Below are 21,338 nucleotides of genomic sequence, written 5' to 3'. Positions count from 1 at the left end.
AATGGTAGGTCACCAGGGTCGAGCTCTCAGCGAATGCCGGCGTTCGGCGCCGCCGATGAGTGCGCGGTATGCGGGTTCAGGGCGCCCCGCCCACGCGTACGGTCCATCTCGCGCCATTCCCGACGCAGTCCAGCCAGATTCGTGGTCAGGAAGTACGCGGCACCGCCGACGAGCAGCACCGGTACGAGTCCGGCAGCGGTCACCGCGACCCCGGCGAGCAGCCCGCCGAGAGGGATACCGGCCCAGGCCAGCGAGTCACCGAGGGCGTTGACCCGGCCCAGCATCCGGCGCGGCACCCGTTCGACGAGGACGGCCCCCAGCACCGGGTTGATGAAGCCGGCGCCGAAGCCGCTGACCGCGAAAACGGCCAGCACCACCCCCAGCGGGGCATCGAGGGCGAGGATCAGGAACCTTGGTGCACCGGCCAGCAGGAATCCGGTGAGAACCACCACCCGCCGCCGCAGCCGGTGCGCGACCAGCGCGGCGATCAGGCTCCCGCCGACTCCCGCGGCCCCCATGACGCCGCCCATCAGGCCGATCGCGGTCGGCCCGTTGCCGGACTCCATGGCCCAGACGGGTACGAGCACCGAGGAGATCGCCGCGTCCAGCAGGTTGGTGATGCCGACCATGACGATGACGGTGAGCAGCAGCGGCTCGCCGCGCAGGAAGGTGAACCCCTCGCCGAACCGCCGCCAGTAGCCCGGTGCCACCTCACCGGCAGGCGAGGCGGCCTCCTGGGCCCCGTGTCCCATGCCGCGAGGCAGCGCGAGTTTGATGATCACCGATCCGAGGGCGAAGCAGCCCGCGTTGACGGCGAGTCCGGTCAGGGGACCGAGCAGTGCCACCAGGGATCCGCCGACCGCCAGGCCGACGGTGGAGGCGAGTCTCTCGATCACGCCGGACAGGCCGGTGGCCCGCTCCAGCGGCACCCGGCCGTGCTCGGCCGCCTCCGGAATCATCACCTCCTTGGCCAGGTCGCCGGGCCCCCGGGCCGCGCCGATCAGCGCGACCAGGATCAGCAGGAGGGGAAAGGAGAGCAGGTCCAGGAGGTGGAGCAGGGGAACCGCGGCGGCGGCGGTCGCGCTGGCCAGATCGGTGCTCCAGGAGACGGCCCGCGCGCCGATCCGGTCCACCAGCGGTCCGGTGAACGCCTTGACCACCACGTAGGGCGTCATCTCGCAGAAGGCGACCAGTCCGGTCTGGGTGGCGCTGCCGGTCGTGACGAGGACGAACCAGGGCAGGGCCACGACGGAGATCCTTGTGCCGGTCAGGGACACGGCCATGGCCGCCAGCACTCCGCCCAGCGGACGTAAGGACCTCTTGCCGGATCTCTTGCCGGGTATGCCGCCTATGCCGCCGGACTGCGAGGCGCCGTCGGTCGTCACGTCGGATTTCCTTCCTCTTCCTCAGGGCCGGAAGGACGCGGCGACGCGGCAGGCCCGTCCAGTTCGGGCAGGATCTGCGTGATCACGGTGACCCGTTCGGCTCCCTCGGGGGCACTCGCCGCCGTCTCCGGCGCGTCCCGCCGGTAGCGTTCGACGACTTCCATCAACTCCCGGCACAGGGCGGCGGCCTCCTCGGGCGTGAGCCGCAGGGCCCAGTCGCTCATGTCGAAGGTGTTCCGCCATGCGCGGGACATCGTCTGAAGCCCGTTCAGGGTCTGCTGCGTGCGCAGGGTGTAAATGGCGGCGACGGACTGCAGGTAGGCCAACGCGGCCTCGGGCTCCCGCTCGGCCAGCTCCGGATCGTTGAACCAGGTCGTCCGGTGCACCGAACGCCACCAGCGCTCTCGCGCGTTGCCGCGTTCGGTGTCCTCCTCTACGAAGCCTGCCGCGCCCAGTTGCCGGAGGTGGTAGCTGGCCGTACCGGAATTCACACCCAGCCGCTCCGCGAGGCGGGTGGCCGTCGACGGACCGTACTTGCGCAGCAGCCCGACCAACTGCACACGCACCGGGTGCGCCAGGGCACGCAGCCCCTTGGCATCCAGGACCACCGAGTCCTCATCACCGTGCGGGCCCTCCGGCCCCTCCACTGCATCAGCCATACACCCACCGTAAACCGCAAAGAGTTCTTCGCAAAGAACTTTTCGCGAAGAACTCTTTGCGGTTCAGCTTGCTCACGAAGGGCCGCCATCGCGGTGTGGTGGTGACCGACTTATCAGCGGTGGGCTGAGAGCCCGGTGTCTATGCCTTGCTCGCGACCACCATGTAGTTCTCGGCCTCGAGATCGAACGTGCTCACTTCCGTCCGGAGTCCGACCCGGTGCAGCTCGGCTTCGAGTTCCTCGTACCGGTAGGGCCAGCAGGACAGCAGTTCCGAGCGGACAAGGACCAGCCCAGTCGCATCAACTTGGGCGATCGCGATCTCGATGTGGTGCTCATCCTCCCAATGCGGCGCGATCTCCCAGCGGTAGACCACGACGGCATCGCGACCGTTTCGTCGGACGAGTCGGTCCCCGATGTCCAGCCGGGAACCTCTGGCCCTGACGAGTTCCCACGTGCGGGATGTGAGCACCAAGCGCCCGCCAGGACGCAGAAGCCGTGACATCGACTCCAGAGCAGCGCCCCTGCCTGTCGCGCCCGCGGCATGGTGAAGCGAATTGCCAATGCAGAACACCATGTCGAACGTGTCGTCCTCGAAATGATCGGGCAACTCTTCCCAGTTCGCCCGCATGGCCTGGACGGAGGCCCCGAACTGCTCAGCCAGCTCCGCGGTCCGGCGAACCATCGCTTCGCTGGCGTCAGTTGCGACGACCTGCATGCCACGACCGGCGAGGCCAACCGCCAGCTGTCCGGTTCCGCACGAACAGTCGAGGACGCGAGCGTTCGACGGCAGGAGACTGAGGACGTCATCGAACGATGCAACGAACTCGGCGGGAGGCAGCTTTGCATCCGAGATGAGCCATTCGTACACCTCGGCAAGCACGTCATATTCCGTCACAACCACTACCTCCGTCATACAGCAGACTCACGGCGGGACGTCAGTCCATCAGAGGCGCAAGCCGGGTACCAATGGTTGAAGACCTCGCCGGCAGCGGCATTCCCCGGGCCGCGTTGATGTGGAACACCACAGCCGGACCGGCTTGTTGCTTCCGCCGGACAGTCCGGTTCACCGGACGGCTCAGGCCGTGTTGCTTCGGCGGTTCTTTATCAGGGATCTCGGAGTGTGGCCGGAGGGCTCGGAGTCGTTGTTCCTGTGGGCGGGGGCGGGTTCTGCCCGTCCGGGGATGGGTTCCGTGGGCCGCCGAGTGTCAGGAGTGTCATCATGACCGCGGCTCCCGCCGCCACGGCGAAACCGCTGTGCGCACCGTCGGTGTCCACCATGCGCCCCGCGAGTGCCGCGGCACCCGCGGATCCAGCCGCGCTTGCGGAGTTGCCCCAGGTGAATGCCTGGGTGAGGACCGCTCGCGGGACCGAGGACTCCGTGAGGACGGAAGCGAGGATCAGCAGGACGGGCACCATGAGGCCGGTCAGAGCGAGGGTGGCGCCGACCCCTAGGGGCGTATCGAGGAAGGTCAGCGGGAGGCTCGCGAGGGTGAGGCAGGCGGCGGCCGCGGTCTGACGGCGTCGGGGTGAGCCGCCGTGGCGCCATGCGCCGTAGGCCCAACCGCCCACCAGGTTGGTGCAGTTGGAGGCGGCGTAGAGCAGCGCCGCCATGTCCGGCGTGCCCCTTCCCACGGCGTAGGCGGCGACGGACACCTGCATCGCACCGAAGAACACGCCGAGCGCGAGGGCGAGCGCGACCTGGCGCAGGAATGCGGGGCGGAGCAGGGCGCGTCCGGCGTGCCGCCGTTCGGCACGTCCGGTGAGGGGTGGCATGGTGCGGCGCTGGGCGGCGAGCGCGAGCCCGCCGCCGATGACGAGCGCGGCGGCGAGCAGCACCCCGGTGCCCGGGTGGCCTGCCGCTCCGAGGACGCTCACCAGGGCCGGGCCGGCCAGGTAGGACACGCCGTTGGCAAGGGCCTCCAGGGCGAAGGCGGTGGGCAGCAAGGCAGCCCGTTCGCCGGACAGCAGGGCGGACCAGCGGGCGGCGGACAGGGCACCGAGCTGGGGCAGCGTTGCCCCGACGAGCACGGCGGCGGCCAGATCCGGAACGGCACCGGTGAGCAGCAGCGCCACAGCCCCGGCATGTGCTGCCAGCGCGCAGGCAAGCACCCGTCGCTGCCCGAACCGGTCGACAAGGCGGCCGATTTGGGGACCGGCGACGGCGTCCGCGACCGCGAAGGCGCCCGTGACCAGACCCGCGGTGGCATACGAACCGGTGCGCGCGTGCACCAGCCAGACGATGCCGATCCCCATCATGGCGATGCCGAGACGCCCGACAGCCGCGGGCAGGAAGAAGGCCGCGGCACCCGATGTGCGCAGCAGAGTACGGTAGTTCGCCGATGCCGTAGGCACGACGCATCCTCTTCGCCGCCCGGCGGGACGCGCCACACGAGGTCGTCGGCGTCCGGATGTGCCGACCCGTGGCTGCGCCTGAAGCCGTCCAGTGGTGGCGTGGAGCGGGGACGCGCACCCCACGCCGACTCCGTCACCGGGCAGATGTCATGCGGTGGTTGATGACCTCCACGGAGCATAGAGGAACGGCGCGAGGTCAGCCGGCCGACCCGTCGACGTTCTGTGTCCGCACGGCGTCCTTCACGAACCGCCGAAGGTGCGTACGCACGGCGTCGGGCCGCTCCCACCAGGGCTCGTGCCCTGCGCCATCGATCCGGGTCAGTGGGACGGAGAGCCGCAGCGCGAGTGACTCGAGCGCCGACACAGGGCGGGGATCGTCGGCCCCACCGAGGAGCTCCGTCCGCGCGGGCAGGCACGCGCGCAGTTCGGCAAGGTGCCCGTCGAGCGGATCCGCGCGCCTTTCCTTCCCGAGTTCGCCGTTCATGGACCAGTTGACCGGGCGACGCCGCCGGGCACCCTGGGCGGCCCAGTGCCACCCGCGTTCTGGATCGGCGTGGTCGGTGAACCAGGCCAGCGTGAGCAACTCGACTTCCTGCTCCTCCGTGCGGTGCGGCAGCCCCTCCAAGGCGCGGAGCCGTTCCCGCTGTGCCGGGGACATGCGGCGGCCTCGCTCCGCTCGGTCCCCGCTGCGCCAATCACCGACGAACGGCCCGCACATCAGCAGCAGTGCGGCGACCCGGTCAGAGTGCCTCAGGCAGAACCGGCTCGCCAGATCGGTGCCGTAGGAGTGCCCGATCAGCACGGCTCTGGGCACGTCCCATGCGTCGAGCAACTCGGCGAGATCGTCGACATGCCGGGCGAAGGAATGGGGGCCCTGCCATGGGGATCGGCCCGTGCCCCGCTGGTCGTACCGGTACACGGGCGCGATGTCCGCGACCATGGCGGCGACATCGCCCAGATAGTCCGGCAGCCCCGGACCGCCGTGGAGCATCACCACGGGCGGCTGCCGGGTGGTGTCCCCCAGCCGCCGGGTCGTGTCCCCCAGCGCCATCCAGCGGAGTTGCGCCTCGTCGCTCATCGACACGCGGCCCTGCGTCTCCAGCGATATCACCGCGATGAAGCTACCGGTGTCGCCGAGGCTCCGCCACAGGGTTGCAGACCGGTCGTCAGAACCAGTGCAGGCAGTGCGGCGGGCGTTCGGCGCGGAAGAGGGCATCCGCCAGCGGGGCCGCGCCCGGGCGGTGGGCCCGGATGTGTCCGGCGCGTACCAGCGTGCTCGGGGCGGTGCCGCCGAGGTAGACGGAGCCCAGATCGCTCACGTCCAGGGACAGGTCGGGCTCCTGGCCGGTGGGGACGCAGTCGGCCTTGCCGTCCCGGACGCTCAGCAGGTAACGGCGGCGTTCGCCGAGGAAGGGATCGTCGACGTTGAAGACCAGGTCGCCGTCCGTGAACCAGCGGCGGGCGGCCAGCGCACGCGGGATGTCCAGCAGCCGCACCCACAGCCAGTCGGTGTCGTCGCTCACCTGGCCGGCGCGGAAGTCGGCCAGCTGCCAGCGCAGCGGATGCCCGGGCGGGACGTGCTTGAACACCACCTCGGTGACCAGGTCGTGGCCGAGCACGAACCGGGCCAGGGCGGTGAAGACGGCATCGTCGCCGGCGATCGTCTCGTCCACCGTCAACGTGCCGGAATCGCCGACCGCATAGCTGGCGTACCCGTCCGGGACACCACCCGCGTCCCGGTGGACGGCGACGTAGCACGGCGCCGAGGAGACCGGAGGCTGCCCCGCGCCCGAAGCCCACCAGCGGTGCGGCCGGGACAGGGCGCCGGGCTGTGCGCGGCGGTAACGGTCGTAGACCTCTTCCAGGATCTCGCCGCATCCGGCACGCCGCAGGACCTCGATAGAGCCGGTGTCCGAGCCAGTGTCTGAGCCGGTGTCCGAGTCGGCCGCCGCGATCCCGGCCGTCACGCGGGACCGGGGAACAGTCAGGGCACTCCGGTGGCGCGGCACCGTCAGCCGCTGTGTGTAGGTGGCCGGTCCGTAGCCGAACCTTCCGTAGATCAGGGCCTCCGAGGCCAGCAGTACCGAGAGCATCTCCCCGCGGGCCCGCAGTTCGGCGAGCTGGTGGCGCATCATCGCGGTGAGCACGCCCTGGCGCCGGTGCGAGGGCAGCACGCCCACGACGGTCACCCCGGCGGTCGGGACGAGGACCTCACCGGGCAGGGTCAGTTCGAACGAGTACGCACCGGCGGTGCCGACGGGCCGCCCGTCCGCCGTCACGGCGAGCAGACCGCGGTCCATCTCCAGTGCCGCCCACCACACCCCGCCGCCATCGACCGGGGTGCCCGGGAAGCGGCCGAACGCGGCGTGGAGGGTGTCGACGAAAACGTCGAAGTCCTCATCGGTCGTGGAACGGATCTCGATCATGGCCACTGCCTTCCTGGAATACCGGCCACCACCGCCCCGTAACGGCCCGCCCCAGTCCAGCGTCAACTCGCCGCCGCGGCAAACGAATTACCGGCCGACCCGTGCGCGAGCCACACACCACCACCTGAGCCGGGCCCTTGGAGCGGACCGACCCACCCCTGCTGTTCGCATCACGTGTGCCAGGCAGTTCGAGGACCGCGCCGAGTCGCCGGGTCCGTGACCGGCCTCCACCTCCACTCCGAGCCGCGTCAACAGACCGGCCGGGCTCAGACCTCGTGCGAACAGCACCCGGTAGCCGAGATCGACTTCCTCCGCCGTTGCCCACCACCGGATCCCGTCCACCGTCTCCCCCTCGTCGCAGGCCCGCCCGGCGCCCTCGCCATCGGCCGCAGCCGGGTATTCAGGGTCGGGTCACCACGCCACCGCACCGTGACGGTCGCGGAAGGTTCCGGTCGGTCCGTCCGGTCCGATGGTGGCGAGTGCGACGATCGCGTCGGTCCCCTCGGTCACCGTCTGCGGGCCGCTGTGTCCGTTGAAGTCGGTCGCGGTGTAGCCCGGGTCGGCCGCGTTCACCTTCACGTCCGGCCATGCCTTCGCGTACTGCGTGGTCAGCATGGTCACGGCGGCTTTCGACGCCGTGTAGAGCGGTGCGAGGTTCCGGCCCTCGGCGCGCTCGGTGTCGTGGGTCAGGGTGAACGACCCCATGCCGCTGGAGACGTTGACGATGACGGGCTGCGCGGACTTGCGCAGGAGGGGAAGGAACGCGTGCGTCACCCGGACGACCCCGATGACATTGACCTCGAACACCTCGGACGCGTCACCGGCCGTGATCTGGTCGGCGGGGCTGTGAGTGCCCAAGACACCGGCGTTGTTGATGAGGACGTCGATGGCCCCCTCTCGGGCTTCGATGTCGGCGGCGGACGCGGCCACCGACGCGTCGTCGGTCACGTCGATCTGCACGAAACGCGCCCCGAGCGCGTCGGCGGCCGCACGGCCACGCTCCGGATCACGCGCACCGACCAGGACGGTGTGGCCGGCCTCGATCAGGCGGCGGGCGGTCTCGTACCCGAGGGACTTGTTGGCTCCGGTGATGAATGTTGTCGTCATGCCTTCACCCTCGGACCGCCGGAAGCGGACTGCCAGTGCCCTCTACGACGGTAGGACAGCCAGTACCAGGCACGTCGACCCGCCGACGGACACAATGGTCGAGTGGACGAGACCCTTGGAACGGCATTGCGCCGCTGGCGCGACCGGCTCTCTCCCCTGGACGTCGGCCGGCCCGCACGACCCGGGCGCCGGGCGGTGGGGCTGCGGCGCGAGGAACTGGCCGACCTCGCCGGGCTGTCCGTCGACTACGTGGTCCGCCTGGAACAGGGGCGCGCCACCAGCCCCTCGGCGCAGGTCGTCGCGAGCCTCGCCAGGGCCCTGCAGTTGCAGCCTGCCGAACGCGACCACGCCTACCGGCTGGCCGGCCTCCTCCCACCACAGGAGGGGACGGTCTCCACGCATGTTCCCGCGGGGGTCCAGCGGATGCTGGCTCGCCTCGGTGAGTTCCCGGTGGGTGTGTTCAGTGCCGACTGGACGCTGCTGTCCTGGACGCCCGCATGGACCGTGCTGCTGGGGGACCCGAGCACACGGACACCCGTCGAGCGGAACCTGCTGCGAGCGGTCTTCACCACGGGCCCCCAGGGGCTCGCGGCCTGGCCCGTGGTCGATGACGGCGACGCCCTGCGCCCCGCCCTCGTCGCCGATCTGCGCACGGCGCTCGTCACCTACCCCCACGACCATGGGCTGCTCGATCTGGTCGCTGAACTGCGCTCCACCAGTGCGGAGTTCGCCCGGCTGTGGGACGACGGTGCGGTCGGACCGCACGTGTCCTCCCGCAAGACCATCGCGCACCCCCAGGTCGGCGAGGTCGTCTGCGACTGCGACGTGCTCACCGTCCCCGGCTGCGACATCCGCCTCGTCCTCTACACGGTGGCCGCGGGGTCCGCCGAAGCGGAGAAGCTGGACTTCCTGCGGGTCACGAACGGCGTCGGCGCCGGCGGCTCCTCGCCTTCGGGTCCCGGCCTGTTCTCCACGCCGTGAGGGGCGGGGCGGCCGGACTCCGTCGCCCACCGGGAGATATCCGAGATCAGGACGGTCCGGCGGTGCCGGGGTAGGTCTGCCGCCGGGAGTCGCCGGGCGATGCCGAGCGCGAGACCGGCGCGGGCCGAGTCACCGGCAAGTACAGCGCGACGGCATGCGTCGCCAGGCTCATCCGTACTCCAGGAAGAGAGGCTCATCCGTACCTCCAGGAATAGCCGGGTGGGGCGCGGAGAGGGCGGTCAGCGGGCTGTCGGACCGGGCCAGATCGCCGAGGCGTCGTCGCGGCGGGGGTCGGGGAGGCGGATCGGGCGGACCGGAAGGGTGCGGGCGCGGCCGTCGGTGACGGTGGTCCACCGGGCGGGGTGGCCGGAGTAGCACAGGGCGTTGAGGGCGAAGACGCCGTCGGCGTAGACCTCGACGTACTCACCGATGGTCAGGATCCGCAAGGTGGCGGCGGGTTCGGTCAGGATCGTCTCGCCGAGGCGGGTGCCGTCCGGGCCGGTCACCCAGAGGTTCTTGCCGTCGCAGCCGACGACGAGTGCGGGCTCGTCGCCGCCGGGGGCGGCGGTGCGCAGGGTGATCTCGGCGGGGCCTGATATCTCCAGGTCGCCGACCGCGTGCGGCGCGGGCCGGGTGCTCTCCTCGCCGAGCCAGGTGTCCAGGCCCGGCCACCACTCCAGGCGGGGTGCCTCGTCCGGCGGGGTGACCAGGAGTTTGGGCTGGGCGAGCATGCCGCGGCAGCGTTCGCCGGTGTCGGTGAGGCCGACACGGCGGGGGGTGGTGTGCACGACGACGCGGGAGCCGTCGGGTGCGGCGACGATCCGGGGAGCGTAGGAGCCGCTGGGGCCCAGCGGGCCGCGGCGGGTCCAGGGGCCGCGCAGGCGGGGCGCGGTCCACGCCTCGAAGCCGCGGCTGGCGCCGATCGAGCCGAGCAGCAGCCAGCTGCCGTCGTCGAGGCGTTCCAGGACCGGGCATTCCAGCTCGTCGACGTCCCCCGGGGAGACGAGCGGCGGGTGCACGGTCCACCGCTCCAGGTCGTCGGAGGTGGCCCAGGCGACGCAGCCGCTGACCTCGACGGGCAGGGAGGCGTCGGCGGCGCAGATCACCATGACCCAGCCGTCGCCCTCGTCGTCGGGGACGACGAAGGGGTCGCGCCAGCCCATGCGCTCCCCGGTGCGGTACCAGCGGCCGTCGGCCTCCACGACGGGTCCGGTGCCGTGGCGGCGCCAGCCGGTGCCGTCGGTGCGGTCGGAGTACGCGAGGCCGACGGACTGGAGCGGCCAGCCCCGCGCGGTCAGTCCGCTCACCCCGGTGTAGAACATCGCCGTTCCGTCGCCGTGCCGGATCGGGTGCATCGTCCACACGGCCTGATGGTCGAAGCGGCCGGGCAGACCGGTGCCGAAGGCCGGGCCCGCGGGCCGCCAGTCGACCAGGTCGGTGGAGGTGGCCCGGCCGTAGGAGGTCTCCATCCGCAGGTGGTCGAACTCCTCGGTCCAGGGGCCCTGCAGGTGCAGCACCGTGTACGTGCCGTCGTCGTCACGCAGGACGGCGAAGTCGTTGACCACGAGGCCGGGCGGGGCGTATCGCATGCGCGGTTCCTGTCGGCTCGGAGCGCCCAAACGCGTGCGCTGACCACTGGCAATCAAGGTCTCACTTGAGAATCGGCCCAAGTAAATATGAACGCAAACGCTTGCGCAACAACAAGGGCGGGTCTACGGTCACGTCACCCACAGATCACACCGACGTGAACCCAACGGGAGGAAGTGCGCCGTGACGGCTCGCATCACCGATGTCGCCCGCGCCGCCGGAGTCTCCGCGTCCACCGTGTCCCGCGCCCTGCGCGGCCGGCCGGGCGTGTCCGACGAGGTGCGGGACCAGATCGCGGCCGTCGCCGCCCGGCTCGGCTACACCGCCTCGCGCTCGGCCTCCAGCCTGGCCAGCGGGCGCACCTTCACCATCGGGGTCATCGCCCCGTACATCGGCCGCTGGTTCTTCGGCACCGTGCTCGACGCGGCGGAGCAGGTGTTCAGCGCCGCCGGCTACGACGTCCTGCTGTACAACCTGGGCTCGCCGGAGACGCGCAAGCGTTTCTTCACCAAGCTGCCGGTGCGCAAGCGGGTGGACGCCGTGCTCTCCCTGCTGATCCCCGACGAGGAGGAGGCCGCCGCGCTGCGCTCTCTGGGGGTGCCGCTGGCCAGCACCGTCGGTGGGGCGAGGGAGGGCTTCACCGTGGTCGGCATCGACGACCGGGTCGGCGCGGAGAGCGCCGTACGGCATCTGGTGAACCTCGGGCACCGCAGGATCGGCATGGTCTCCGGGGCCAGCGAGCCCCTGCACTGGACCACTCCCGTCGACCGCCGCCGGGCCTACCTGGACGTGCTGGCCGACGCCGGGATCGCGCACGATCCGGCGCTGGAGGCGGACGGCGACTACACCGTGGAGGGCGGCGAGCGGGCCATGACCGAGCTCCTCGTCGTCTCCCGGCCGCCGACCGCGGTGTTCGCCCAGTCCGACGAGATGGCGATGGGCGCCCTGCGCGCCCTGCGCCGCCACCGTCTGAAGGTGCCCGACGACGTGTCCATCGTCGGTTTCGACGACCACGAACTCTCCGATGTGATCGGGCTGACGACCGTCGCCCAGCCGGTCGCCGGTCAAGGCGCCGAAGCCGCCCGCCTGCTGCTCCAGCAGCTGGACGAACCGGAGGCCGGGACACCCGGGCACGTGCAGATGCCCATCCGTTTCGTCCTGCGCGACACGACCGCTCCGCCGGCCCCGCGCGGACCGCAGTGACCCCCGCACACCCGTGGGCCCTTCAGCCCCACGCCCCGCCCCACGCCGCAAGAACCACCGCAGTTGGCACCCTCACCCCGCACTGACGCACGGAGGCATCCGCCCATGGACGCACACAGCAGAAGGTATCGCCGCACGGCCCGCACCGGTCTGGCCCTCGCCCTGCCCCTGGTCGCACTGGCCGCCTGCGGCGGAGGCGGCGGCTCGGACGCCTCCGCCGAGGCGGGCAGCGGCAAGGGCACCATCAGCGTGTGGGCCCACCAGGGCCAGAAGAGCGAGGACACCGCGTTGCAGAACGCGGTGAGGAACTTCAACTCCTCGCAGAAGAACGTCAAGGTCGAGCTGAAGCTGATCCCCGGCAACGACTACACCAAGACCATCACCGCCACCGACGCCTCCGAGCTGCCGGACGTGATGGAGTTCGACGGCCCGACCATGGCGAACTTCGTCTACACCAACAAGCTCGCCCCGATCGACTCCTATGTGTCCTCACGGACGATGGCCGACGCGACCGACGCCGGCAAGGCGCAGGGCGAGATCAGCGGCAAGCACTACGGCCTGGGCATGTACGACTCCGGGCTCGGCGTCTTCGGCAACAAGAAGCTCCTGGACGCCGCCGGCGTGAAGTACCCCACCGGTCTGTCCGACGACTGGACCGCGGACGGGTTCACCGCCGCGCTCAAGGCCCTGAAGGCCAAGGACTCCGACGGCAAGGTCCTCGACCTCCAGGAGAACAGCGGCTTCAACAACGAGTGGGGCACCTACGGCTTCTCCCCCGTCGTCTGGTCCGCCGGCGGCTCCCTGCTCAAGGACGGCAAGGCCGAGGGCGCCCTCGACACCCCGGCCGTGGTCTCCGCGATGAAGACCTTCCAGTCCTGGAAGCCCTACGTCGACCCCAACACCGACGGCAACGCCTTCGCCAAGGGCCGCGTCGCACTCAGCTGGGTCGGCCACTGGATGTACCCCGCCTACAGCAAGGCCCTCGGCGACGACCTCGTCGTGCTGCCGCTGCCCGACTTCGGCAACGGACCCAAGACCGGCCAGGGCTCCTGGGCCTGGGGCATCGGCGCCGACAGCAAGAACGCCAAGGCCGCCGGCGCCTTTCTGGACTACCTCCTGAACGACACCAACGTCACGGCCATGACGACGGCGAACGGCGCGGTGCCCGCCACCAGGTCCGCCCTGGCCAAGAGCCCCCTGTACAAACGGGGCGGCCCGCTCCAGCTCTTCGCCGACCAGCTCGCCAGGCCCTGCGGCGACAGCGACATCACCAAGTCCTGCGTCGCCGTCACCCGCCCGGTCACCGCCGGATACCCCACCATCACCGCGAAGTTCAGCGACGCCCTCAACTCGATCTACGGCGGCGCCGACCCCAAGAGCACGCTGGAGAAGGCCGCCCGCGCCATCGACCAGGACTTCTCCGACAACGCCGGCTACAAGATCCCGTAGGACTCGTCGGCGGGGGCGGGCAGGCGAGAGCCCGCTCGCCCCCGCCGGGAACAGGACTCCACCCGTGAAGACCGTGGAACCCGCGCACGCCGTGTCCTCCGGCCGGGACAAGGCCCCGCCCCCGAAGAACCCCGGGCCGGCCCGGCCAGCCCGCAAGAGCCGCGAATGGGTGCACGGACTGCTCATGTCCACACCCGCCGTCGCCGGACTCATCGCCTTCGTCGGCGTCCCGTTCGGCTACGCCGTGGTGCTCTCCTTCTACAACGTGCGCCTCGGCTCCCCGCTGGCTCCCTCCTTCTTCGGGCTGGAGCAGTACCGGCGGCTGTTCACCGACCCCGACCTGTCCGGCCCGTTCCTGCGGGCCCTGCTGAACAACCTGACCTTCGCCGTGGTCGTCGTCCCCCTGCAGACCTGCCTCGCACTGGCGCTGGCGATCCTGCTCAACCGCAAGCTCAAGGCCATCGGCCTCTTCCGGTCGTTGTTCTTCATGCCGGTGGTCTTCCCGATGGCGCTGGTCGCCGTCATCTGGCGGCTCATCCTCGCCCGCAGCGACCAGGGTCTGCTCAACTCCGCGCTGCACGCGGTGAGTTTCGGCAACTGGGGCGCCTTCGACTGGCTCGGTGACGCCGCCACCGCCATGGCCTCGATCATCGTGCTGTCCGTCTGGCAGGGCGTCGGCTTCCAGATGGTCATCCTGCTCGCCGGCCTCCAGCAGATCCCCACCGAACTCTACGAAGCCGCCCGCCTCGACCGTGCCTCCCGCTGGCAGCAGTTCCGCCACGTCACACTGCCCGGTATCCGCGGCACCCTGGTCTTCGTCGCGATGCTCACCTCGGTGCTCTCCTTCCGGGTCTTCGACCAGGTCTACGTCCTCATCCACGGCGGCGGCCTCGACGAGGACGCCACCCGCACCGTCATGTACCAGGCCGTCACCACCGCCTTCGACCAGAACAACATCGGGCAGGCGTCCGCGATCACCGTCGTCTTCTTCCTGATCGTCGTCGTCCTGACGCTCGTCCAGCGCCGCGTCGTCCGGCCCGGAAACGAGGACTGACCCATGGCCACGACCCGCCCCCCGCTGCGCCGCCTCGCCGACTACGCGGTCCTCGGCGTGCTCGCGTTCGTCTTCGCGCTGCCCGTCCTGTACCTGCTCCTGGGCAGCCTCAAGCCCTCGGACGAAGTACTGAACGGCCTGTCCGGCTTCCTGCCCACCCACCTGTCCTTCGACAACTACACGGCCGTCCTGGACGCCCTCAACTCCGACAGCACCGGCTACTTCTGGCGCTTCATGGGCGTGTCCCTGCTGCTGGCGTTCGTGGTCGTGACCGGCGGACTGTTCATCAACTCGATGGCCGCGTACGGCCTGTCACGGCTGAAGTGGCGGGGCCGGGAGGCCGTGTTCACGCTCGTGCTGCTGCTGATGCTCGTCCCGTTCGAGTCGGTGGCCGTCCCGCTGTTCTACATGTTCAACGACCAGCGCAACACGCTCTTCATCCAGGCGATCCCCTTCATCGCCAACGCCTTCTCCGTCTACCAGTTCCACACGTTCTTCCGCTCGATCCCGCCGAGCATCGAGGAGGCCGCCCGCATCGACGGCGCCGGGCCCTGGCGCACCTTCTTCGCCATCGTCGTCCCCATGTCGAAGCCGGCCTTCGCCTCCGTCGCGATCCTCACCTTCCTCACCCAGTGGGGCTCCTTCCTCTGGCCGGTCCTGATGGTCTCCGACCCCTCGGTGCGCCCGCTTCCCCTGGAGATGAGCGTCTTCCAGGGCCAACTGCCCCCGGACTGGGGCCAGATCCTCGCCTTCGGCGTGCTCCTGGTCCTGCCCGTCCTGGTCGTCTTCGCCTTCTTCCAGCGATGGTTCGTCCAGGGCGTCGCCAGCTCCGCCGTCAAGGGCTGACGGCGGGGGCCGGCGACCCGGCACAGACCGGGCCGAGTGCGGACCCGGCCGGTTCCGTCAGGGCACCTCCGGGGCGCGGTACTCGCTCATCGCGTCGATGAGCCAGCGGGCGAGGTAGTCGGCGAACGAGGAGCGCGGCAGCAGGCGGTACGTCGGTGTGTCGTCGACCTGCCAGAGCAGTACGGCGACGGGGCCCACCGTGGTCGACACCGCGCGGCCGGGGCCGAAGACCCGGGGATGCAGGTCCAGTGGGCAGCCCTTCTCCAGCACCTGCCGGGCGGACGGGCCGCTCAGCTCCACGGTGGTGCGGTTGGCGGAGACGTCCACGACCGACCCCGGGCCGCCGCCCAGGGCGTCCCTCAGTTCGGCGGTGGTCCCTTCGTCCCGGGACAGCACGAGCCACTCGTCGGGGCCCAGCCAGAGCACCGTGCAGGGACCGGCCGCGGTGGTGTCGCCGCACCGGTCCGGCAGCGGTGCTCCCAGGGCCTTCTCGATGCGGTCGGCCGCCTCGGAGGCGGGTGGGACACGCAGGTTCACCATGGTGAGGAACGGCCGCTCGGTGAGCGTGACGCCGCGGGGGCCGGTGACGGCGGCGGCGCGCATGCGTTCCTCCAGGTGTGCCAACGGGCTCACCCGTACGTCGATCGTCAGCTCGGGCTCAGCCATCGCGCCTGGTCCCTTCGGGGTCGTAGAGGACGAAGTCGGTCACCTCGACGGGCACCAGCTCCTCGCCCACCGGGGCGAGGAGGGTCTCGCCGATCCTTGCCCGCCCGTCGGCGACGAGGGCGAGGGCGAAGGGGCGGCCGAGGGCCGGGCTGCGGTAGCTGGAGGTGACGTGGCCGAGCATCGGCACGGGCACCGTCTCCAAGGTGACGTCCGGGGCGACGAGTTGGGTGCCCTCGGGCAGCCGTGTCGTACGGTCGCTCGGCAGCAGGCCGACCAGTTGCTTGCGGTCGGTGCGGGCGGTGTCGAGGCGGGAGAAGGACCGCTTGCCGATGAAGTCCTTCTGTTTGGAGACCACCCAGCTCATGCCCGCGTCCTGCGGGGTGACGGTGCCGTCGGTGTCCTGGCCGACGATGATGTAGCCCTTCTCGGCCCGCAGGACGTGCATGGTCTCGGTGCCGTACGGGGTGATGCCGTGGGGCTGCCCGGCCTCGTGGACCTGTTCCCACACGCTCGGGCCGTACCACGCCGAGACGTTGATCTCGTAGGCGAGTTCGCCGGAGAAGGAGATCCGGCAGATGCGGGCCGGGATGCCGGAGGCGAGGGTGGTCTCGCGGAAGGCCATGAAGGGGAACGCCTCGGCGGACAGGTCGATGTCAGGTGCGAGGTGGGCGACCACCTGGCGTGACTTCGGTCCCACGACGGCGATCGTCGCCCACTGTTCGGTCACCGAGGTGCAGTGGACGTCGAGTTCGGGCCACTCGGTCTGGAGCCACTCCTCCAGCCAGTCCAGGACGCCGGCGGCGCCACCGGTCGTGGTGGTCATGAAGTAGCGGTTGTCGTCCAGGCGGAGGGTCACACCGTCGTCGAAGATCATGCCGTCGGGCTTGCACATGACGCCGTAGCGGGCCGTGCCGGGCTTGAGCTTCTTGAAGGCGTTGGTGTAGACGCGGTTGAGGAATTCGCCCGCGTCCGCGCCCCAGATCTCGATCTTACCGAGCGTGGACGCGTCCATGAACGCCACGCCCTCCCGGGCCGCCCGGCACTCGCGTGCCACGGCCGTGTCCATGTCCTCGCCCGGCCGGGGGTAGTACCGGGGGCGTTTCCACTGCCCGACGTCCTCGAACTCGGCGCCGTGGGCCACGTGCCAGCCGTGGAGGGAGGTCGTGCGCTCCGGGTCGAACAGGTCGCCGCGCTCCCGTCCGGCCAGCGCGGCGAAGGCGATCGGCGTGTACGGCGCCCGGTAGGCGGTGGTGCCGATCTCCCCCAGTGAGCCGCCGAGCATCTCGGCGATCACACCGATCGCGTTGACGCCGGAGGTCTTGCCCTGGTCGTTCGCCGTGCCGAGCGAGGTGTAGCGCTTGACGTGTTCGACGCCGCGCATGCCGGCGCCGGTGGAACGCCGGACGTCGGCGACGGTGACATCGCGCTGGAGGTCGACGAAGTGGGTGTCCTCGGCGTCGTCGGGGCCCGGCACCAGCCACAGGGCACGCGTCGGGCCCACGGCGAGCCGCTCGGCGTCGGGCGGTACGGCGACCGGGAACCCGGCCTCCGTCGCGGCCAGCGCACCGGCCCGCGCGCCCTCGGCCAGACAGCCGTCGAGATCGTACGTCCCGCGCGCCGCGCCCACCACCTGCTGGTCGCGTACCGTCCCGTCGGGGACGAAGGCGATGAGGTCCTCGTCCCAGCGCAGTCGGCCCTGGCGCTGGCTGTGCAGGTGCACCACCGGGCTCCAGCCGCCCGAGACGGCGAGCAGGTCGCAGTCGAACGACCGTGGGGCTCCGGTGAGCCGGCCGTCGGCGTCGAGGGACCGGACGGTGACGCCGGTGATCCGGCCGTCGCCCGCCGTGTCGACCACCGCGCTGCCCGTCAGCACCGGAACCCCGGTCTCCGCGGCGACCTCGGCGGCCCGGCGGGACGGCTCGGGGCGCGCGTCCACGACGGCCGCGACGCCGATGCCGGCGGCAAGCAGGTCGGCGACCGTGTCGTAGGCGCTGTCGTTGGTCGTGCTCACCACGGCCCGCGAACCGGGGGCCACGGCGTACCGGTGGAGATAGGTGCGTACGGCCGCCGCGAGCATCACCCCGGGCCGGTCGTTGCCGGCGAAGACCAGCGGACGCTCGTGGGCCCCGGTCGCCAGGATCACCCGCCGTGCGCGGATGTGCCACAGCCGCTGGCGTGAGACGCCTTCGGGAGCCTCGGCGCCGAGGTGGTCGGTGCGCCGCTGGAGGGCCAGGACGTAGTTGTCGTCGTACGACCCGAAGGCCGTGGTCCGTGGGAGGACGACGGCCTCGGGGGCGGCGTCGAGTGCCTCGCGCGCCTCGGCGACCCGCGCGAGGTCTCCGGCGAGCAGCGAGCCTCCCGGCTCCGGCTGGTCGTCGAGGAGGATCACGCGGGCACCGGAGGCGGCCGCCGCTGCCGCGGCCGTGAGTCCGGCGGGTCCGGCGCCGACGACCAGGACGTCGGTGTGCGCGTACTTCTTGTCGTAGACGGCGGGGTCGGGGGTCGGGTCGAGGCGGCCCATCCCGGAGAGGGTGGTGGCGGACAGGCCGTCGTACAGCTCCACGGTGGTGGCCGGGAGCATGCCCTCGGAGCACGAACCGTCCAGCTGTACCAGGGCGTTGGGCTCCTCGACGCCGGCGGCGACGATGCCGCGCGGGCGGCCGCGGTAGAGCGAGGGCGCGACCTCGACGAGGCCGTTCGCCAGCATCGCCGAGGCGAGGGTGTCACCGGGGTGCCCGGTCAGCTCCCGTCCGTCGACGGTGAACCGCAGTACGGTGCCGCGGTCGATGCGGCCCCCCTGCGGGAGCCGGAAGTGCTGGTGGGTCATCGGGTCCCTCCGGGGCGGGGCTCGTCGGGCCGGTACGAGGTCAGCACCTCGTGGGTGGCGGTGTCCCGCAGGACGTTGAACCAGCGGCGGCAGCCGGTGCTGTGCACCCACCGCTCGGCGAAGGGGCCCTTGGGGTTGTCGCGGTAGAAGACGTACTCGGCCCACTGCTGGTCGGTGAGGTCCGCGGGGGCGGGCGGGTAGGGGACGTGGGCCTGTCCGCCGTAGTGGTACTCGGTCTCGTCCCTCGGGCCGCACCATGGGCAGGTGATCAGCAGCATGGTGTCCTCCTCAGTGGGCCACGGCTGCGGCGCCGTGTTCGTCGATCAGGGCGCCCGACGTGAAACGGTCGAGGGCGAAGGGGGCGTTCAGCGGATGCGGCCGGCCGGTCGCGATGGTGTGCGCGAAGGTCCAGCCGGCGGCCGGGGTGGCCTTGAACCCGCCGGTCCCCCAGCCGCAGTTGACGTAGAGGTTCTCGACGGGTGTGGAGCCGATGATCGGTGAGGCGTCCGGGGTGACGTCGACGATGCCGCCCCAGGTCCGCAGCACGTGCGCCCGCGCGAAGACCGGGAACAGCTCGACGGCGGCGGCCATCTGCTGCTCGATGACGTGGAAGGAGCCGCGCTGGCCGTAGCCGTTGTACGCGTCGACGCCCGCCCCCATCACCAACTCGCCCTTGTGCGCCTGGGAGACGTAGACGTGCACGTGGTTGGACATGACGACGGTGGGGTGCACCGGCTCGTGCAGCTCGGAGACCAGGGCCTGCAGGGGGTGCGACTGCACCGGCAGGCGTACCCCCGCCCGCTCGGCCAGCACGCTGCTGTGCCCGGCGGCCGCGAGGCCCACCCGGCCGGCGTGGATCCGGCCCAGGTTGGTGTCGACGCCCACGACCCTCTCGCCGTCCTTGAGGAAGCCGGTGACCTCGCAGCCCTGGATCAGGTCGACGCCCAGCTCGTCGGCGCGACGGGCCAGCGCCCAGGCGACGTGGTCGTGCTTGGCGATGCCGGCCCGGGGCTGGAAGGTGCCGCCGAGGACCGGATACCGGGTGCGGGGCGAGACGTTGAGGATGGGGCAGACCTTGGAGATCTCGTCCGGCTCAAGCCACTCGGCGTCGACTCCGTTGAGCTTGTTGGCGTTGACGCGGCGCACGCCCTCGCGGACGTCCTGGAGGGTGTGGGCGAGGTTGAGGACACCGCGCTGGCTGAACAGAAAGTCGTAGTCCAGCTCCTCGGGAAGTCCCTCCCACAGCTTGAGCGCGTGCTCGTAGATCGCCGCGCTCTCGTCCCAGAGGTAGTTGGAGCGGATGATCGTGGTGTTGCGGGCCATGTTGCCGCCGGCCAGCCAGCCCTTCTCCAGGACGGCGACATTGGTGATGCCGTGGTTCTTGGCGAGGTAGTAGGCGGTGGCCAGGCCGTGGCCGCCCGCGCCGACGATGACGACGTCGTACGAGGAGCGCGGGTCGGGGGTGCGCCAGAGGAAGTCCGGGTGCTCCGGCAGTGGTTCGGCCGTCATGCCACGGCTCCGTTCACGTGGTTCGCGTACAGGGGGAAGGCGGAGGTCAACTTCTCGACCCGGGCGCGCAGTTCGTCGTCCGGCCGGTCGCCCTTGAGGGTCTCGGCGATGATGTCGGCGACCTCGCGGAACTCCGTCTCGGCGAAGCCGCGGGTGGCCAGCGCGGGGGTGCCGATCCGCAGACCGGAGGAGACCATCGGCGGACGCGGGTCGAAGGGCACCGCGTTGCGGTTGACGGTGATGCCGACGCGGTGCAGCCGGTCCTCGGCCTGCTGCCCGTCCAGGGGCGAGTCGCGCAGGTCGACGAGGATCAGGTGGACGTCGGTGCCACCGGTCAGGACGGTGATCCCGGCTTCGGCCAGGTCGTCGGAGAGCAGCCGTCCGGCGAGGATCTTCGCGCCCCTGAGCGTGCGCTGCTGGCGCTCCTTGAACTCCTCCCCCGCCGCCAGTTTGAAGGCCACCGCCTTCGCCGCGATGACGTGCTCCAACGGGCCGCCCTGCTGTCCCGGGAACACGGCTGAGTTGATCTTCTTGGCGAGGCCGGCCCGGCTGAGGATCACCCCGCCGCGCGGACCGCCGAGCGTCTTGTGGGTGGTGGTCGTGACGACATCGGCATACGGCACCGGGTTCGGGTGCAGGCCCGCGGCCACCAGTCCGGCGAAGTGCGCCATGTCCACCATCAGATACGCGCCCACCGCGTCGGCGATCCGGCGGAACGCGGCGAAGTCCAGCCGGCGGGGGTACGCCGACCAGCCGACGACGATCATCTTCGGTCGGTGCGCGAGGGCGAGCTGCTCGACCTCGTCCATGTCGATGCGCAGGTCGGACGCGCGCACGTGGTACGGCACGACGTTGTACAGCTTGCCGGAGTAGTTGATGCGCATGCCGTGGGTAAGATGACCGCCGTGCGCCAGGTCGAGGCCGAGGATCGTGTCGCCGGGGTCGAGCAGCGCGAACATGGCGGCCGCGTTGGCCTGGGCTCCCGAGTGCGGCTGCACGTTCGCGGCCTCGGCGCCGAAGAGGTCCTTCACCCGTGCGATGGCCAGCCGCTCGATGACGTCGACGTGTTCGCAGCCGCCGTAGTAGCGGCGGCCGGGGTAGCCCTCGGCGTACTTGTTGGTCAGGACCGAGCCCTGGGCCTCCATGACCGCGAGCGGGGCGAAGTTCTCCGAGGCGATCATTTCGAGGGTGGACTGCTGGCGGTGCAGTTCGGCGTCGACGGCGGCGGCGACGTCCGGGTCGAGGTTGCTCAGCGGGAGGGAGAGCGACGGGTTCGTTGCCATCTGT

The 21,338-nt window shown here is 70.9% G+C and carries 18 protein-coding genes; 5 read left to right on the top strand and 13 right to left on the bottom strand.

Annotated elements, in window-relative coordinates; genetic code table 11:
• Window positions 1-26 precede the first annotated feature (26 nt).
• The 7 genes from K4B79_RS09835 to K4B79_RS09805 form a co-directional block, all read right to left on the bottom strand.
• Window positions 27-1,385 carry an MFS transporter gene (locus K4B79_RS09835; protein WP_374208443.1) on the bottom strand — a complete coding sequence of 453 codons (1,359 nt, stop codon included), beginning with the start codon at window positions 1,383-1,385 and terminating at the stop codon, window positions 27-29.
• The gene (locus tag K4B79_RS09830; RefSeq protein WP_232026056.1) at window positions 1,382-2,044 is read right to left on the bottom strand and encodes an ArsR/SmtB family transcription factor; all 663 of its coding nucleotides are present in this window, start codon (window positions 2,042-2,044) and stop codon (window positions 1,382-1,384) included. The genes K4B79_RS09835 and K4B79_RS09830 overlap by 4 nt, the downstream gene beginning before the upstream one ends.
• 139 nt (window positions 2,045-2,183) lie before the next feature.
• Window positions 2,184-2,939 (bottom strand): class I SAM-dependent methyltransferase, encoded by a 756-nt coding sequence (locus tag K4B79_RS09825; RefSeq protein ID WP_232026054.1) that lies wholly within the window; start codon window positions 2,937-2,939, stop codon window positions 2,184-2,186.
• A 209-nt stretch (window positions 2,940-3,148) separates the two neighbouring features.
• The gene (locus tag K4B79_RS09820) at window positions 3,149-4,396 is read right to left on the bottom strand and encodes an MFS transporter (RefSeq protein WP_232026052.1); all 1,248 of its coding nucleotides are present in this window, start codon (window positions 4,394-4,396) and stop codon (window positions 3,149-3,151) included.
• Between the two features lie 196 nt (window positions 4,397-4,592).
• Window positions 4,593-5,507, bottom strand: coding sequence for an alpha/beta fold hydrolase (locus K4B79_RS09815; RefSeq protein ID WP_232026050.1), 915 nt, complete (start codon window positions 5,505-5,507; stop codon window positions 4,593-4,595).
• 55 nt (window positions 5,508-5,562) lie between these two features.
• A complete protein-coding gene (locus K4B79_RS09810; protein WP_232026245.1) occupies window positions 5,563-6,819 on the bottom strand; it encodes a GNAT family N-acetyltransferase in 1,257 nt (418 codons plus the stop codon).
• A 414-nt stretch (window positions 6,820-7,233) separates the two neighbouring features.
• Window positions 7,234-7,929 (bottom strand): SDR family NAD(P)-dependent oxidoreductase, encoded by a 696-nt coding sequence (locus tag K4B79_RS09805; RefSeq protein ID WP_232026048.1) that lies wholly within the window; start codon window positions 7,927-7,929, stop codon window positions 7,234-7,236.
• A 102-nt stretch (window positions 7,930-8,031) separates the two neighbouring features.
• On the opposite strand from K4B79_RS09805, the gene K4B79_RS09800 reads away from it, so the two are divergent.
• Window positions 8,032-8,910, top strand: coding sequence for a helix-turn-helix transcriptional regulator (locus K4B79_RS09800; RefSeq protein WP_232026045.1), 879 nt, complete (start codon window positions 8,032-8,034; stop codon window positions 8,908-8,910).
• A 239-nt stretch (window positions 8,911-9,149) separates the two neighbouring features.
• On the opposite strand, the gene K4B79_RS09795 is transcribed toward K4B79_RS09800, so the two are convergent.
• Entirely contained in the window at window positions 9,150-10,499 is a 1,350-nt protein-coding gene (locus tag K4B79_RS09795) for a mucin-1 (protein WP_232026043.1), read from the bottom strand.
• Window positions 10,500-10,680: 181 nt separating this feature from the next.
• Between K4B79_RS09795 and K4B79_RS09790 the strand changes: the two genes are divergently transcribed.
• The 4 genes from K4B79_RS09790 (at window position 10,681) to K4B79_RS09775 (ending at window position 15,049) form a co-directional block, all read left to right on the top strand.
• The gene (locus K4B79_RS09790; protein WP_232026041.1) at window positions 10,681-11,700 is read left to right on the top strand and encodes a LacI family DNA-binding transcriptional regulator; all 1,020 of its coding nucleotides are present in this window, start codon (window positions 10,681-10,683) and stop codon (window positions 11,698-11,700) included.
• A gap of 105 nt (window positions 11,701-11,805) precedes the next feature.
• A complete protein-coding gene (locus K4B79_RS09785) occupies window positions 11,806-13,149 on the top strand; it encodes an ABC transporter substrate-binding protein (RefSeq protein ID WP_232026039.1) in 1,344 nt (447 codons plus the stop codon).
• 64 nt (window positions 13,150-13,213) lie between these two features.
• On the top strand, window positions 13,214-14,203 hold the full coding sequence (locus K4B79_RS09780; protein WP_232026037.1) for a carbohydrate ABC transporter permease: 990 nt from the start codon (window positions 13,214-13,216) through the stop codon (window positions 14,201-14,203).
• A gap of 3 nt (window positions 14,204-14,206) precedes the next feature.
• A complete protein-coding gene (locus K4B79_RS09775; protein ID WP_232026035.1) occupies window positions 14,207-15,049 on the top strand; it encodes a carbohydrate ABC transporter permease in 843 nt (280 codons plus the stop codon).
• A 57-nt stretch (window positions 15,050-15,106) separates the two neighbouring features.
• On the opposite strand, the gene K4B79_RS09770 is transcribed toward K4B79_RS09775, so the two are convergent.
• Genes K4B79_RS09770 through glyA form a run of 5 tightly spaced genes read right to left on the bottom strand, consistent with a single transcriptional unit; the run spans window position 15,107 to window position 21,334 of the window.
• Window positions 15,107-15,715: a sarcosine oxidase subunit gamma gene (locus K4B79_RS09770; protein ID WP_232026033.1), complete on the bottom strand. Its 609-nt coding sequence runs from the start codon at window positions 15,713-15,715 to the stop codon at window positions 15,107-15,109.
• On the bottom strand, window positions 15,708-18,542 hold the full coding sequence (locus K4B79_RS09765; protein WP_232026031.1) for a sarcosine oxidase subunit alpha family protein: 2,835 nt from the start codon (window positions 18,540-18,542) through the stop codon (window positions 15,708-15,710). Before K4B79_RS09765 ends, K4B79_RS09770 begins: the two co-directional genes overlap by 8 nt.
• Window positions 18,539-18,820 carry a sarcosine oxidase subunit delta gene (locus K4B79_RS09760; RefSeq protein ID WP_232026030.1) on the bottom strand — a complete coding sequence of 94 codons (282 nt, stop codon included), beginning with the start codon at window positions 18,818-18,820 and terminating at the stop codon, window positions 18,539-18,541. Before K4B79_RS09760 ends, K4B79_RS09765 begins: the two co-directional genes overlap by 4 nt.
• Before the next feature lie 10 nt (window positions 18,821-18,830).
• Entirely contained in the window at window positions 18,831-20,051 is a 1,221-nt protein-coding gene (locus K4B79_RS09755) for a sarcosine oxidase subunit beta family protein (RefSeq protein ID WP_232026028.1), read from the bottom strand.
• The gene (glyA, locus tag K4B79_RS09750) at window positions 20,048-21,334 is read right to left on the bottom strand and encodes a serine hydroxymethyltransferase (protein ID WP_232026027.1); all 1,287 of its coding nucleotides are present in this window, start codon (window positions 21,332-21,334) and stop codon (window positions 20,048-20,050) included. The genes K4B79_RS09755 and glyA overlap by 4 nt, the downstream gene beginning before the upstream one ends.
• Window positions 21,335-21,338: the final 4 nt, after the last annotated feature.

This window comes from Streptomyces lincolnensis, from assembly GCF_021173675.1.
Classification (GTDB): Bacteria; Actinomycetota; Actinomycetes; order Streptomycetales; family Streptomycetaceae; genus Streptomyces; species Streptomyces lincolnensis_B.
This window is presented reverse-complemented; position numbering and strand designations above follow the sequence as displayed.